This is a genomic window from Fulvimarina manganoxydans (assembly GCF_900176465.1).
In the GTDB taxonomy this organism is placed as follows: domain Bacteria; phylum Pseudomonadota; class Alphaproteobacteria; order Rhizobiales; family Rhizobiaceae; genus Fulvimarina; species Fulvimarina manganoxydans.
The window spans coordinates 50181-62581 of sequence record NZ_FWXR01000019.1 but is presented as its reverse complement, the minus strand read 5'-3'; the positions used below and the strand labels follow the sequence as shown (position 1 = coordinate 62581).

The following is a 12401-nucleotide window of genomic DNA, read 5'->3' as shown; positions in this document are numbered from 1 at the left end:
CGCTGCGAAAAGCGACGCGCCCCTTTAGATAGGCTCGATTTCTCCGGTGCGGAAGCGGTCCGCCCAGTGCCGCGTCAATAATCGTCGTTCTTTTCCGGCGGCACGAGGCCTTCGATGCCAGCGAGGAGCTCTTCCTCCGACATGCGGTCGAAGGTGACGTTCTCTTCCGGCTCGGCGGTGATCGCCTGACGCGGCGCGGCCTGGGGCGCCGGCTCAGCCGGGCGTGCGGCCTCTTCCGGCTCGTCCACTTCCACATGCTTCTGCAGGGAATGGATCAGATCTTCCTTCAGATCGCCCGGCGACAGGGTCTCATCGGCGATCTCGCGCAAGGCGACAACGGGATTCTTGTCGTTGTCGCGGTCGACCGTGATCGGGTTGCCCTGGGAAATCTGGCGGGCCCGGTGGCTGGCAAGCAGCACGAGCTCGAAACGGTTGTCGACCTTGTCGACGCAATCTTCTACGGTGACACGGGCCATGCCTGTCTCCTGGTGCAACGCGGTATGGGTGGAGTTCTCCCGCACATAACGCGATTACGGGCAGATCACAAGGGCGGCCGCCGGAAAGTCCCGGCCGGCGCCTGCGGTCAGGCGGCAGACGACGAAATCAAAGCCTCCACGAAGTTCTGTCGAGGTAGGCCGGCATCTGGTTGCCGGCCCATCAAGAGACTGCTGACAATCGCCTATTCCATCGCCTCCAGCTCATCGATGAAGCCCGAAATCATCGAAAGGCCCTTCGACCAGAAAGCCGGATCGGAGGCGTCGAGGCCGAAGGGGGCGAGAAGCTCCGAATGATGCTTGGTGCCGCCGGCCTTCAGCATGGCGAAGTATTTGTCCTGGAAGCCGGCCTCGGCATTCTCATAGACCGAATAGAGCGAGTTCACGAGGCAATCGCCGAAGGCATAGGCATAAACGTAGAAGGGCGAATGAATGAAGTGGGGGACGTAGGTCCAGAAGGTCTCGTAGCCGGCCCCGAGCCGCACGGCAGGGCCCAAGCTGTTGCCCTGGATTGAGACCCAAATCTCGCCGATCCGCTCGGAAGTCAGTTCGCCCGCGCGCCGCTCTTCGTGAAGCGCCCGCTCGAACTGATAGAAGGCGATCTGGCGGACCACCGTGTTGATCATATCCTCGACCTTGGAGGCGAGCAGCGTCTTGCGCTCCTGCGGGGTTTTCGCCTGGGCGAGCAGCGAGCGGAAGGTGAGCATCTCGCCGAAGACCGAGGCCGTCTCGGCCAGCGTCAGGGGCGTTGCCGCCATCAGCGCCCCTTGCTCGCCGGCCAGCACCTGGTGAACGCCATGGCCGAGCTCGTGGGCGAGCGTCATCACGTCCCGCGGCTTACCCATATAGTTGAGAAGCACATAAGGATGGGCGCTCGGCACGGTCGGATGGGCAAAAGCGCCCGGCGATTTTCCGGGCCGCAGGGCGGCATCAATCCAGCCCTTGTCGAAAAAGCGCCCGGCGATGTCCGCCATTTCGGGCGAAAAGCCCGAATAGGCCGAAAGAACCGTCGACCGGGCCTCGTCCCAGGAAATGTCGCGGCGCTTGGCGTCCGGCAGGGGCGCGTTGCGATCCCAGTAGTCGAGCGCGTCGAGGCCGAGCCATTTGGCCTTCATGGCGTAATAGCGGTGGGAGATCGACGGATAGGCGGCGGTGACCGCCGTCGACAACGCATCGACCACTTCGCGCTCGACCCGGTTGGCCAGATGGCGAGAATCGGCGACATCCTCAAAGCCACGCCAACGATCGGAAATTTCCTTGTCCTTGGCGAGCGTGTTGGTGATGAGGGTGAAGCTGCGCAGATTTTCGGAAAAGACCTTGGCAAGAGCCGCGGCCGCCTTGCGCCGCTTTTCCCGGTCCGGGTCCTGAAGAAAATTGAGCGCCGATTCGAGCGTCAGATCGTCCCCGTCCACGGTAAAGCGCAGGCTGGTCAGGGTCTCGTCGAACAGCCGGTTCCAGGCGCCACGCCCGGTGATCGCCTTTTCGTGGAACAGCTCCTCCACCCGGTCTTCGAGCTGATAAGGCTTGTCCTTGCGCAGATCGACGAGCCAGGGGCGGTAATGGCCGAGCGCCGGCTCGCTCGCCATGGCCTCGTCCATCACCCCATCCTCGATGCGGTTCAGCTCCAGCGTATAGAAGAGAAGATGGGTTGAGATGTCGGTGATGGTCGCCTGGATGTCGCCATAGAACTTGGCGCGCACCGGGTCCGACGTGTCGCCGGCATAGACGAGACCGGCATAGGAAATAACGCGGCCGAGAAGCTCTTCCAGCGCCTCGAATTCGCGCACGGAGGCGGCAAGCTCGGCCGGATCGTTCGCGGCGAGCTCGGCAAGGTGGCCGCGCCAACGCTCCTTGAAGGCTTCTGCCCGGTGTCTTGCTTCGTCGAGATCGGATTTGAGCGCCGGCGAGTCCATGGCCGGATAGAGGTCGTCCAGGTTCCATTCGGGCAGATCGGCGCCCTTCGTCTCGGCGGCTTCGGCGAGAGAGCGGAAGAAACGGGACAGGACATTCGTCATGGATTGCTGGCTTTCCGATTCGAGCACTAAGCGAACGAAAGATTAGCGGTCTCTCGGCCACTCGGCACATCAATAAGGAGGGCAAGGCGCCGTGAGCGAAGCCGTGTCGGTCACTCAAAGCGTCAGCCTGGTCATGCTCGGCTACATAAAGGCCGGCTTCCCTGTCTGCCAGACGTCCAGACCATTCAAATTGTCCTTAAATCGCTAGGACAGCGTTGTCCGCGTTCCTTGACCGGCTCTTCAGGCGGACCGTGCCAGTCTGGGTCAACCCCGCTTCAGACGGGGACAAATCCAACAGGGACGCCAAGCCATGACCAAGAAGGTTCTCGTCGTCGACGACGACCCGATCCAGCGCCGGCTCCTCGACGCCCATATCTCGCGGATGGGTCTTCAGCCGATTCACTGCGATGGCGGGCGCGCCGCTCTCGACGTCCTTGCGGGGCCCAAGGCCGGCGACATCGCCGCCATCGTGCTGGACCTCGTCATGCCCGACAAGAGCGGCTCGGAGGTGATGGCCGAGATGCGCCGCCGTCGGTTGGAAATCCCCGTCGTGGTGCAGACGGCCAAGGATTCGGTCGACACAGTCGTCGCCGCCATGCGCGCTGGCGCCTTCGACTTTGTGGTCAAGCCTGTGGCGCCAGACCGGTTGAAGGAGACCTTGAAGAGCGCCGTCAGAATGTTCGAGACCGGGACCCACGCGGCGCGTCGTCCGGTCAGTCTCGAGCGCCTGTCCCTGCCGGACCCCATGGCCTCCGTCGTCCAGGTGGCGACGAAAGCGGCGCGATCGGCCATCCCCGTTCTTATCGGTGGGGAGACCGGCGTCGGCAAGGAGTGGATCGCGCGAGCCATTCAGGCGTATGGGCCACGAGCGACGAGGCCCTTCGTGACCGTCAATTGCGGCGCCCTGCCCTCCGATCTCGCCGAATCGATCCTCTTCGGCCATGCCAAGGGCGCCTTCACCGACGCAGGCCGCGACCATGTCGGCAAGTTCCGGGAGGCCGATGGCGGCACGCTGCTTCTCGACGAGGTGGGCGAGTTGAGCCCGGCGGTGCAGGTCAAGCTCCTGCGCGTCCTACAGGAGGGCACTGTCGATCCGGTGGGCGGCGATCGGCCCGTTCCGGTCGATGTGCGCATCCTCTCCGCCACCAATCGCAGCCTGCATGAGGCGGTGGGGCGCGGCAGTTTTCGCCAGGACCTCTACTATCGGCTGAATGCCTTCGAGATCGAAGTGCCGCCCTTGAGAGACCGGCCGGCGGAAATTCGCATGCTTGCCGAGCAGTTTCTCGCCCGTTTTCGCGAAAGCGAACCGCAGTCGCCAGCCCGCCACCTGTCCGGTGCTGCGATCGATCTCCTGGAACGCTTCGACTGGCCGGGCAATATCCGCCAGTTGGAAAATGCCGTTCATCGGGCTGTCGTCCTGGCCGATAGCGACGTTCTGCAGCCGATGGATTTTGGCCCGATCGTCGCCATGAGCGAGGCGAGACGAGCCGGCTCGGATGGGCCTGCCTCCGAAGTGCCCGCAGGGCACACGGGCAACGGCCTCGTCACGCCTGCCCCTCCGCTGATGTCCCGGAAGACGCACCCGTCTCCCTATGGCGATCTTGAGCGCGGTGGCGCCCAATCCGCCGTCGCGCTGCATGATTCGAAAGGCGATATGCGACGCCTGGAGGATATCGAGGCCGACCTCATTCGCCTTGCCCTCGTCCAATATGGCGGCCGGATGAGCGAGATCGCGCGTCGGCTGGGCATCGGCCGCTCGACGCTCTATCGAAAGATGCGCGAATACGATATTTCGGCGTCCTGACCTGCGCTGTCCGCTGGCGCTTTGCCTCTTAAGGGGCGAAGCGGACCTTGCGGCAGGAGGGCTGCGAAACCAATAGCTTGTCAGGCGACCAAGTTTTAACCTTAACCCGACCTTAAGCATTTTAAGGCTGAATGTTCGAATTGGGCCATACTGTCATCGTTATGCCGCAGTTCGTCGGAATCTGTGACAGCAAGGGTCGACGAGATCCTGAGATCGGCGATCACCCGAGGGATACGGGGATCGATTTGGTCATTCGGAAGGGGATTGGACTTCGATGTTCGGACTGACTGCCGTACCGGGTGCGAGCACCTGGCGTCTGGCCATGCTCGCCGCAACGATGGCCTTGAGCTTCCTCATGGCCGTGCCTGCCGCCCAGGCCGAGACGCGGACCCTCAAATTCTACAATCTTCACACCCGTGAGCGCGCCAGCTTCGACTATAAGCGCAACGGCCGATACGATCAGGGTGAGCTGAAGAAGATCAACTGGTTCATGCGCGATTGGCGCAAGGGCAAGGAGATCACCATGGATCCGAAGCTTCTCGACTTGGTCTGGGAAGCGTATCGCCAGTCGGGCAGTCGCGACTATATCCATGTCATCTGCGGCTATCGCTCGCCGGCGACCAACAGCATGCTTCGGCGCACCCGTGGCGGCCAGGCTCAAAAGAGCCAGCACATGGTCGGCAAGGCGCTCGACTTCTACATTCCCGACGTTCCGCTCGCCAAGCTTCGCGCCATTGGCCTGAAGATGCAGGTGGGCGGCGTCGGCTATTATCCGAAGTCCGGCTCGCCCTTCGTCCATTTCGACACCGGCAATGCCCGCCATTGGCCGCGCATGAGCCGCAAGCAGCTGCTAGCGGTCTTCCCGAATGGCAATACGGTCCACGTCCCGTCCGACGGCAAGCCTTTGCCTGGCTATCAGCAGGCCCTCGCCTCCTATAAGTCGCGCCGTTCGTCTTCCAGCCTGGAAGTCGCCAACGCGTCGGGCGGCTCCTCGGGCGGCGGCAAGACCCTGCTCGCCATGCTCTTCGGCGATGGCGGCGCGGATGAGGCCGAGGACGAGGCCGAGATTGCAACGAGCCCGGCCCGGTCCGCCCCGGCCGCTCGCCAGCCTCAGGCCCCGGTCGTTGCGAGCGTCGTCCCGACCTCGCGCCCGACGCCGGGCGCCATTCCGCAACCGACCGTCGCCATGCTCGACGCCGGTTTCGACACGCGCTCCGATCCGCGCAACGCTCCGGCTGCCGCCGTCAACGCCGCGAGCTCCGAGCCGGCCACGGTGATTGCCGCGCTCGCCCCGTCCGAGATCCCGCTTCCGCGCTGGGCGCCTGGCCGCGCTGTCCCCGCGACGATCGAGGCGCCCGTCGAAGCATCTGAGCCGTCCCAAGACGAGGTCGCGACCATGGTCGCCGCCCTCGAAAGCGAGAGCCCAAGCGTCAACGAGACGGCCGCCGGCGAGCTGGCCTATGCCGTGCCGACACCGCGCCAGCGCCCGCCCTTCGCAACGGTTCTGAACAGCGAAGCGGTCGCCGCTGCAGTGCCCGAGAAGCTTCCGACCCGGCCTGCGAAACAAGCCGAAACGCAGGCGGCCCTGACGACAGTGGCAGCCGTCGCCCCGTCAGCTCGACCTGAGCGCGTTCGCAAAGCGGAGGCTAAAGAGCCGGTTGTCAGACAGTCTTCAGAGACAGCCCGCACGATTGCCGCCATCGCGGCGGCGGCCAGCTCCGAAGAGGATGCGGCCATGGCCGCCGACCTCTCCGGCAAGGGGGGCCGTGTGATCCGCGTCGCCGACAGCCTGCCCCCGGCACCGCGCAAGCCAGTCGCGACCAAGAGCCAGGACGAGATCGCAGCCCGCTTCGAGGCCGTCGCATTCTTCGGCGAGGCGGCCAACTGATCGAATGTTGCAAAGAAAGCCGGGCGCGGAAGGAGACGGGATGTCTCCTTCCGCGCCCGGCGTCTTGCGTTCGCTTCGAAGCCTATCTTTGAGACGATAGACGCTGCGAAGGGACGGCCCCGGCGTCCAGTCATCGTCAGCCCCGTGGGCGCTGCCGACGCCGTTCTATTCGGGAATGATCGAGACTTGTCGGAGCTTCAAGCGGATGTCAGCCTCCGGGCTCGCGGATAACGCTTCCCTCCTGCGCACATCATCGCGCTTCAGCAGCGTGCTTGAACAATCAAGCCATCCGAAATTCGTCCCGACTGCTGAACCTGCAGACCCGCCTTCCGCGCATCGTCTGTCTCGGTCTCCGTAGCGAGAATGACGATGCGTCGCGGGCGTAGCGCAAGCCGTTTACCCTCGGCTGAATCCAAATCCAAAGCGCACAAGCGATGAGATGATAGCCGGATCAGTGCACGAGATGCGTGCTCACTGCCTCGAAGACAGCATGGAACATTTCAGGTGTCAGCCGGCCCGTATTCGTATTGTAGCGCGAACAGTGATAGGTCGAAAATAGCGTCACCGAGCCGATCTCAAAGCGCCCGCCATGGGAGAAAGGCGCATCCTTCAGCTTGACCCCGAGCGCCCGTAGCGTCGAGTCATGGGCGATCTTGCCCAAGGTGACGATCGCCGACAAGTTGTCGAACCGCGCAATCGTCGCTTCGAGAAAGGTTCGGCAAGTGGCGATCTCCGCCCCTACCGGCTTGTTCTCCGGCGGCACGCATCGCACGGCATTGGTGATCGCGGTGCGATTCAGGACGAGGCCATCATCGGGCCGCGCATCGAACTTGTCATTGGCGAGGCCGTAACGCGCAAGCGTCGAATAGAGGAGATCGCCGGCATAGTCGCCGGTGAAGGGACGGCCGGTCCGATTGGCCCCGCGCACACCCGGCGCGAGACCGACGATCAGGAGTTCGACGGCCCCTGCCCCGTCAGGCGGCAGGAAGCTTGGAACCGGGGCATTGTGCCAATCGGGCTCCTTTGCGCGCCATTCCTCGCGGAAAGCGACCAGGCGAGGGCAGAGCGGGCAATCGCGAGCGGGATAGGCTGAAACGCCGGTCATATCACCCGATTGTCCGGTAGGCGAAAAGGTCGCCATTGCGGAGCCGCTCAATAATCGTCGTCTTCGTCGTCCGGCAGATTGGCTTCCGCCTCGGCCCGGCGGGCCAGCCGCGCTTCGCGTTCAGCCTGGCTGCGGCCGATATCGGCCTTGAGGCTCGACAGATCGATGAAGTGATCGGCCTGGCGGCGCAGATCGTCGGAGATCATCGGCGGCTGGGTCGACAGGGTCGAGACGACCGAGACCTTCCGGCCCTTACGCTGCAGCGCATCCACCAGCGAGCGGAAATCGCCGTCCCCGGAGAAGAGAACGAAGTGATCGACCGTATCCACGAGCTCCATCGCGTCGATGGCGAGCTCGATATCCATATTGCCCTTCACCTTGCGGCGTCCGGACGGGTCGGTGAACTCTTTCGCCGGCTTGGTCACGACCCGATAGCCATTATAATCGAGCCAGTCGATCAATGGCCGGATGGAAGAATATTCCTGGTCTTCGATCAATGCAGTATAATAATACGCCCTAAGGAGATAGGCCTTCTTCTGGAAGAAGGTCAGCATTTTCCGGTAATCGATGTCGAATCCGAGATTTCGGGACGCCGCATATAGGTTAGCGCCATCGATAAAAAGTGCGATTTTCTCGCGCTGGTCGAACATTGGTGATGCTTTCGAAAGTTTGGAAGGCGTTGCGTTAATGTTTGGTGAGAACGCGAAAACGAAGATGTCGATCGCCTGTCGGTACAAGGGGAATTTTTCTGGATCAAGCCGATGTCATACGCTTTTGTCGAATATGAGGTGTACCGCGAGCATTGTTGAAACCGGCGGTATGTACTCGGCAACCTTTCGCCGAAACGAGGGGATCGATGATGCGCGGCCGGTCATCTCCAAGAGCCCGTGATCTGAGTCGCGGCTTGCCCACGGCCCTTTTGGCGCTTCGAAGCCGCAGGCTCCCCCTTCACTTTGACACAGAAACCGTCTAGCGCAGCGCATGACCGGCCACCCGTCTATAAAGCTAAAGGCGGGTTTCATTCTTCTGTCCGCATCCGGCGCCGAGACGAGAGGTTCTTCTTCATGGCCCATCCCGACTACCCGACCCACGGCACCATCAATGGTCCCATCGTGATGATCGGCTTCGGGTCGATCGGCAAAGGCACGCTGCCGCTGATCGAACGCCACTTCAACTACGATCCCTCACGCTTCATCGTCGTCGATCCCAACGATGCCGATCGCTGGATCCTCGACCAGCGCGGCATCCGCTTCGTTCATCAGGGAATCACCAAGCAGAATTATCGCGAGGTTCTGACCCCCTTGCTCACCGAAGGCGGCGGCCAGGGCTTCTGCGTCAACCTCTCCGTCGACACCGGTTCGCTCGACCTCATCAAGCTCTGCCGCGAGCTTGGCGTTCTTTATATCGACACGGTCGTCGAGCCCTGGCTCGGCTTCTATTTCGACAAGAACATGTCGAATGCCGAGCGCACCAATTACGCCCTGCGCGAGACCGTGCGGAAGGAAAAGAAGGCCAATCCGGGTGGCACGACGGCGGTCTCATGCTGCGGCGCCAATCCCGGCATGGTCTCCTGGTTCGTGAAGAAGGCCCTTGTCGATATCGCGCAAGCGACCGGTCTCGACTTCGAGGAGCCTGCCGCCAGCGATCGCGCCGGCTGGGCCAAGCTGATGAAGAAGTCCGGCGTCAAGGGCATCCACATCGCCGAGCGCGACACCCAGCGCGCCTATAACCCCAAGCCGATGGGCGTCTTCTGGAACACCTGGTCGGTTGAAGGCTTCCTCTCGGAAGGCATGCAGCCTTCGGAACTCGGCTGGGGCACCCATGAGAAGTGGATGCCGAAGAACGCCAAGGAGCACAAAAAGGGCTGCAAGGCGGCGATCTATCTGGAGCAGCCCGGCGCCAACACCCGTGTGCGCACCTGGTGCCCCACACCCGGCGCTCAATACGGCTTCCTCGTCACGCACAACGAGTCGATCTCGATCGCGGACTACTTCACCCATAAGAACAAGGATGGCGAGGTCACCTATCGGCCGACCTGCCATTACGCCTACCATCCGGCCAACGACGCCGTGCTCTCCCTGCACGAGCTTTTCGGCGCCGCGGGCAAAACCCAGCCGGTGCTTCACGTTCTCGACGAGAACGAGATCATGGACGGCATCGACGAACTCGGCGTGCTTCTCTATGGCCACGACAAGAACGCCTATTGGTACGGCTCGCAGCTCTCGATCCAGGAAACCCGCAACATCGCGCCCTATCAGAACGCGACGGGTCTGCAGGTGACTTCGGCGGTTCTCGCCGGCATGGTCTGGGCGCTGGAAAACCCGGAATCCGGTATCGTCGAGGCCGACGAGATGGATTATCGCCGCTGCCTGGAGGTTCAGACGCCCTATCTGGGCCCGGTGAACGGCTATTACACCGATTGGACGCCGCTGACCGATCGTCCCGGCCTCTTTCCTGAGGATATCGACGAGAAAGACCCCTGGCAGTTCCGCAATATCCTTGTCCGATAAGGATCAAATGCTTAGCTTCGCTGGTTGAAGGATGGTCCGGCAGTGGCCGGTCCTTTCTTTCTGGCCGACCCTTCGTCCTGAGCGGGCCGGCCGACCGGAGATCAATATGGCGAATCAAGAGGCGAGACGAGACGCGGTCGAAGAGGTCATGACGGCTGTCATGTCGGGCCAGATCGGCACGATTGCCCGACACTTCTATCCTGGCGCCGTCGTATCGCAGCGCTCCAACGCCGCCCTCTCCAGCGAACCCTGGTTCGAGCGCATGGAAGGCGAGTTCCAGCTGCGTGGCGAAACCGAGACCCGCGCCTTCATCGAGGAACTCCTCAAGCGCTCGAGCTATCTGACGTTCGAACTGCGGGGCGTCATCTGCGAAGGCGACGAAGCGGCCAGCCGCTGCGACTGGTCGCGCCGCGACGAAAATTCCGGGGCCTTGGTGACCGGCACGACCATGTATTGGTTCGCCTTCACCGGCGACGACCGCATCCGCTCTTTGGAGACGCTCGGCGCGATCCACTCGGTGATTCCGATGAAGCGCGCCCAGAACGACGCCTGACAGCGAAGAGGGAGTTCTCGCCCGTTCCGCGTCGGCACCGGCCTTTGGCCACGTTAACCGTGTCCTCAGATCGGAGGGTTTCGCCGTCCGCTCTCGCAATGACATATCGTTAAAATTGCGATAATCGGAATTCAGGGCGATACGAGCCAATTCGAACGCCACCGGCAAGACGGGGATCGTGGAGTTGGAGCCTTATCGGCCTCCTCCCCGGCCGGGACATCGCTTCGGATCGACGGTCGCGTCAGCCGCGTCCAGCCGATGCCCTGAAAACGGCCTGGCAGCAAAAGCCGACAGGCTCTCCCTTGGATCGAACCGATAGGTCCCGTATCATGCGTCGCAGTGTCCTGATCGCCAGCCTTGCCCTCTCGAGCGGCCTTGCCGCCTGCGTGAGCGAACCACGACAGGAGGCCCTTCCGCCTCAGCCCCAGGGGATCGAAGGCCGCTGGGCCTCCGTTGGCGGCCCTATCGCCTACACGGTCTCTTTGCAAAATGGTCGGTTTCAATCGACCGAGACCGGCACCGGCGGTGTCCTGGCGAGCGGCACCTATTCCAATCTCGGCCCCGGCCAGATCAACATCGTTTATCGGTCGACGACCAATAACAACGAGGTCGCGGCCAATTGCAATCAGGTTCAGACCAACCGTCTGGCCTGCGCGACGTCGACAGGCAGCCGGTTCGAGCTGACCCGCGCCTAACCGACCGAGCACGGTAAGGCAGGTGACACAGCGTTTCCTGCCCCCGCGCAGATTCGACGCGTTCCATGCCGCACGAAATTGACTATATCGGTCAGCGTCGTGCGGCGGGTCTCGTTCTGGCCCCGCGCATCATAAGACGAGACGAACAGGAGCGAGGCGGCGACTATGAACGCGGTGACGAAGACCATGGCGGAACGAGCGATCGGGCCTCTTCCGGACGGCCATCCGGTCGTGCGCGAACCCAAGGTCGGCGTGCTTCTCGTCAATCTCGGCACGCCCGACGGCACGGATTTCAAGCCGATGCGCCGTTATCTGAAGGAATTTCTCTCCGACAGCCGCGTCATCGAATGGCCAAAGATCGCCTGGTATCCGATTCTCTACGGCATCGTTCTGAATACGCGGCCGAAGAAATCCGGCGCGGCCTATGCCGAGATCTGGAACACCGAAAAGAACGAATCCCCCTTGCGCACTTTCACCCGCGCCCAAGGAGAGAAGCTCGCCCAACGCCTCGCCATGCATGGCAATCTCGTCGTCGACTGGGGCATGCGCTACGGCAATCCCTCGATCGCCGAGCGCACCGACGCCCTGATGGAACAGGGCTGCGAGCGCATCCTCGTCTACCCGCTCTATCCGCAATATTCGGCGTCTACGACCGCGACGGTGAATGACAAGTTCTTCCAGCACATGATGAGCAAGCGCTGGATGCCGGCCGTGCGCACCGTGCCCGCCTATCACGACGAGCCGGTCTATATCGACGCCCTCGCCCGCTCGATCGAAACCCATCTCGAAACGCTCGATTTCGAGCCCGAGCGCGTGATCGCCTCCTATCACGGCATTCCGCAGAGCTATTTCCGCAAGGGCGACCCCTATCATTGCCATTGCCACAAGACGACGCGCCTCTTGCGCGAACGTCTCGGCTGGCCGGAGGGGCGGCTGATGACGACGTTCCAGTCCCGATTCGGGCCGGAGGAATGGCTCCAGCCCTATACCGACAAGACCGTCGAGGCCCTGCCCAAGGAAGGGATCAAGCGTATCGCCGTGCTCAATCCGGGCTTCGTTTCTGATTGTCTGGAGACGCTCGAAGAGATCGCGGGCGAGGCCGGCGAGATCTTCCACGAGGCGGGCGGCGAAAAGTTCAGCCACATCCCCTGCCTCAATGATTCAGAGCCCGGCATGGATGTCATCGAGGCGATGGTGCGCCGCGAGCTGAAGGGCTGGATCGCCGATCTTTGAACTTAAGGTGCCTGATCGGGCACTGTTGGCCCACCGAGCTTACGCGGCGGCGGCGCAAATTTCGGCCAATACGCGCTCCTTGTCTCCATATCGCGTGCGACTTT

The 12401-nt window shown here is 62.6% G+C and carries 10 protein-coding genes; 6 read left to right on the top strand and 4 right to left on the bottom strand.

Features of this window, described 5'->3' with window-relative positions:
* Nucleotides 1–74 precede the first annotated feature (74 nt).
* Nucleotides 75–476 (bottom strand): DNA-directed RNA polymerase subunit omega, encoded by a 402-nt coding sequence (gene rpoZ, locus B9A15_RS17320; protein WP_084411781.1) that lies wholly within the window; start codon nucleotides 474–476, stop codon nucleotides 75–77.
* A 203-nt stretch (nucleotides 477–679) separates the two neighbouring features.
* Complete coding sequence (locus tag B9A15_RS17315) at nucleotides 680–2509, bottom strand: M3 family oligoendopeptidase (RefSeq protein ID WP_084411820.1); 1830 nt, start codon at nucleotides 2507–2509, stop codon at nucleotides 680–682.
* Between the two features lie 310 nt (nucleotides 2510–2819).
* Between B9A15_RS17315 and B9A15_RS17310 the strand changes: the two genes are divergently transcribed.
* Nucleotides 2820–4313 carry a sigma-54-dependent transcriptional regulator gene (locus tag B9A15_RS17310; protein ID WP_084411780.1) on the top strand — a complete coding sequence of 498 codons (1494 nt, stop codon included), beginning with the start codon at nucleotides 2820–2822 and terminating at the stop codon, nucleotides 4311–4313.
* A gap of 274 nt (nucleotides 4314–4587) precedes the next feature.
* A complete protein-coding gene (locus tag B9A15_RS17305; protein WP_084411779.1) occupies nucleotides 4588–6201 on the top strand; it encodes a peptidoglycan L,D-endopeptidase MepK in 1614 nt (537 codons plus the stop codon).
* A gap of 451 nt (nucleotides 6202–6652) precedes the next feature.
* Here B9A15_RS17305 and B9A15_RS17300 read toward each other — a convergent pair whose 3' ends face one another.
* Together B9A15_RS17300 and B9A15_RS17295 are read right to left on the bottom strand one after the other, a co-directional pair.
* The gene (locus B9A15_RS17300; protein ID WP_084411819.1) at nucleotides 6653–7306 is read right to left on the bottom strand and encodes a uracil-DNA glycosylase; all 654 of its coding nucleotides are present in this window, start codon (nucleotides 7304–7306) and stop codon (nucleotides 6653–6655) included.
* 47 nt (nucleotides 7307–7353) lie between these two features.
* A complete protein-coding gene (locus tag B9A15_RS17295) occupies nucleotides 7354–7956 on the bottom strand; it encodes a LabA-like NYN domain-containing protein (protein ID WP_084411778.1) in 603 nt (200 codons plus the stop codon).
* Nucleotides 7957–8370: 414 nt separating this feature from the next.
* Between B9A15_RS17295 and B9A15_RS17290 the strand changes: the two genes are divergently transcribed.
* From B9A15_RS17290 to hemH, 4 genes are all read left to right on the top strand, one after another.
* The gene (locus B9A15_RS17290) at nucleotides 8371–9816 is read left to right on the top strand and encodes a homospermidine synthase (RefSeq protein WP_084411777.1); all 1446 of its coding nucleotides are present in this window, start codon (nucleotides 8371–8373) and stop codon (nucleotides 9814–9816) included.
* Nucleotides 9817–9922: 106 nt separating this feature from the next.
* Nucleotides 9923–10369, top strand: a complete 447-nt coding sequence (locus B9A15_RS17285; RefSeq protein ID WP_084411818.1) for a nuclear transport factor 2 family protein — start codon at nucleotides 9923–9925, stop codon at nucleotides 10367–10369.
* A gap of 329 nt (nucleotides 10370–10698) precedes the next feature.
* On the top strand, nucleotides 10699–11064 hold the full coding sequence (locus B9A15_RS17280) for an Omp10 family outer membrane lipoprotein (protein ID WP_084411776.1): 366 nt from the start codon (nucleotides 10699–10701) through the stop codon (nucleotides 11062–11064).
* 165 nt (nucleotides 11065–11229) lie between these two features.
* Nucleotides 11230–12297 carry a ferrochelatase gene (hemH, locus tag B9A15_RS17275; protein ID WP_084411775.1) on the top strand — a complete coding sequence of 356 codons (1068 nt, stop codon included), beginning with the start codon at nucleotides 11230–11232 and terminating at the stop codon, nucleotides 12295–12297.
* Nucleotides 12298–12401: the final 104 nt, after the last annotated feature.

Bases quoted from the DNA above. Each gene is read 5' to 3' on its own strand.
- B9A15_RS17310 (WP_084411780.1), top strand. From the start codon at position 2,820: ATGACCAAGAAGGTTCTCGTCGTCGACGACGACCCGATCCAGCGCCGG.
- B9A15_RS17280 (WP_084411776.1), top strand. From the start codon at position 10,699: ATGCGTCGCAGTGTCCTGATCGCCAGCCTTGCCCTCTCGAGCGGCCTT.
- B9A15_RS17315 (WP_084411820.1), bottom strand. From the start codon at position 2,509: ATGACGAATGTCCTGTCCCGTTTCTTCCGCTCTCTCGCCGAAGCCGCC.
- rpoZ (WP_084411781.1), bottom strand. From the start codon at position 476: ATGGCCCGTGTCACCGTAGAAGATTGCGTCGACAAGGTCGACAACCGT.
- hemH (WP_084411775.1), top strand. From the start codon at position 11,230: ATGAACGCGGTGACGAAGACCATGGCGGAACGAGCGATCGGGCCTCTT.
- B9A15_RS17300 (WP_084411819.1), bottom strand. From the start codon at position 7,306: ATGACCGGCGTTTCAGCCTATCCCGCTCGCGATTGCCCGCTCTGCCCT.
- B9A15_RS17295 (WP_084411778.1), bottom strand. From the start codon at position 7,956: ATGTTCGACCAGCGCGAGAAAATCGCACTTTTTATCGATGGCGCTAAC.
- B9A15_RS17290 (WP_084411777.1), top strand. From the start codon at position 8,371: ATGGCCCATCCCGACTACCCGACCCACGGCACCATCAATGGTCCCATC.
- B9A15_RS17285 (WP_084411818.1), top strand. From the start codon at position 9,923: ATGGCGAATCAAGAGGCGAGACGAGACGCGGTCGAAGAGGTCATGACG.
- B9A15_RS17305 (WP_084411779.1), top strand. From the start codon at position 4,588: ATGTTCGGACTGACTGCCGTACCGGGTGCGAGCACCTGGCGTCTGGCC.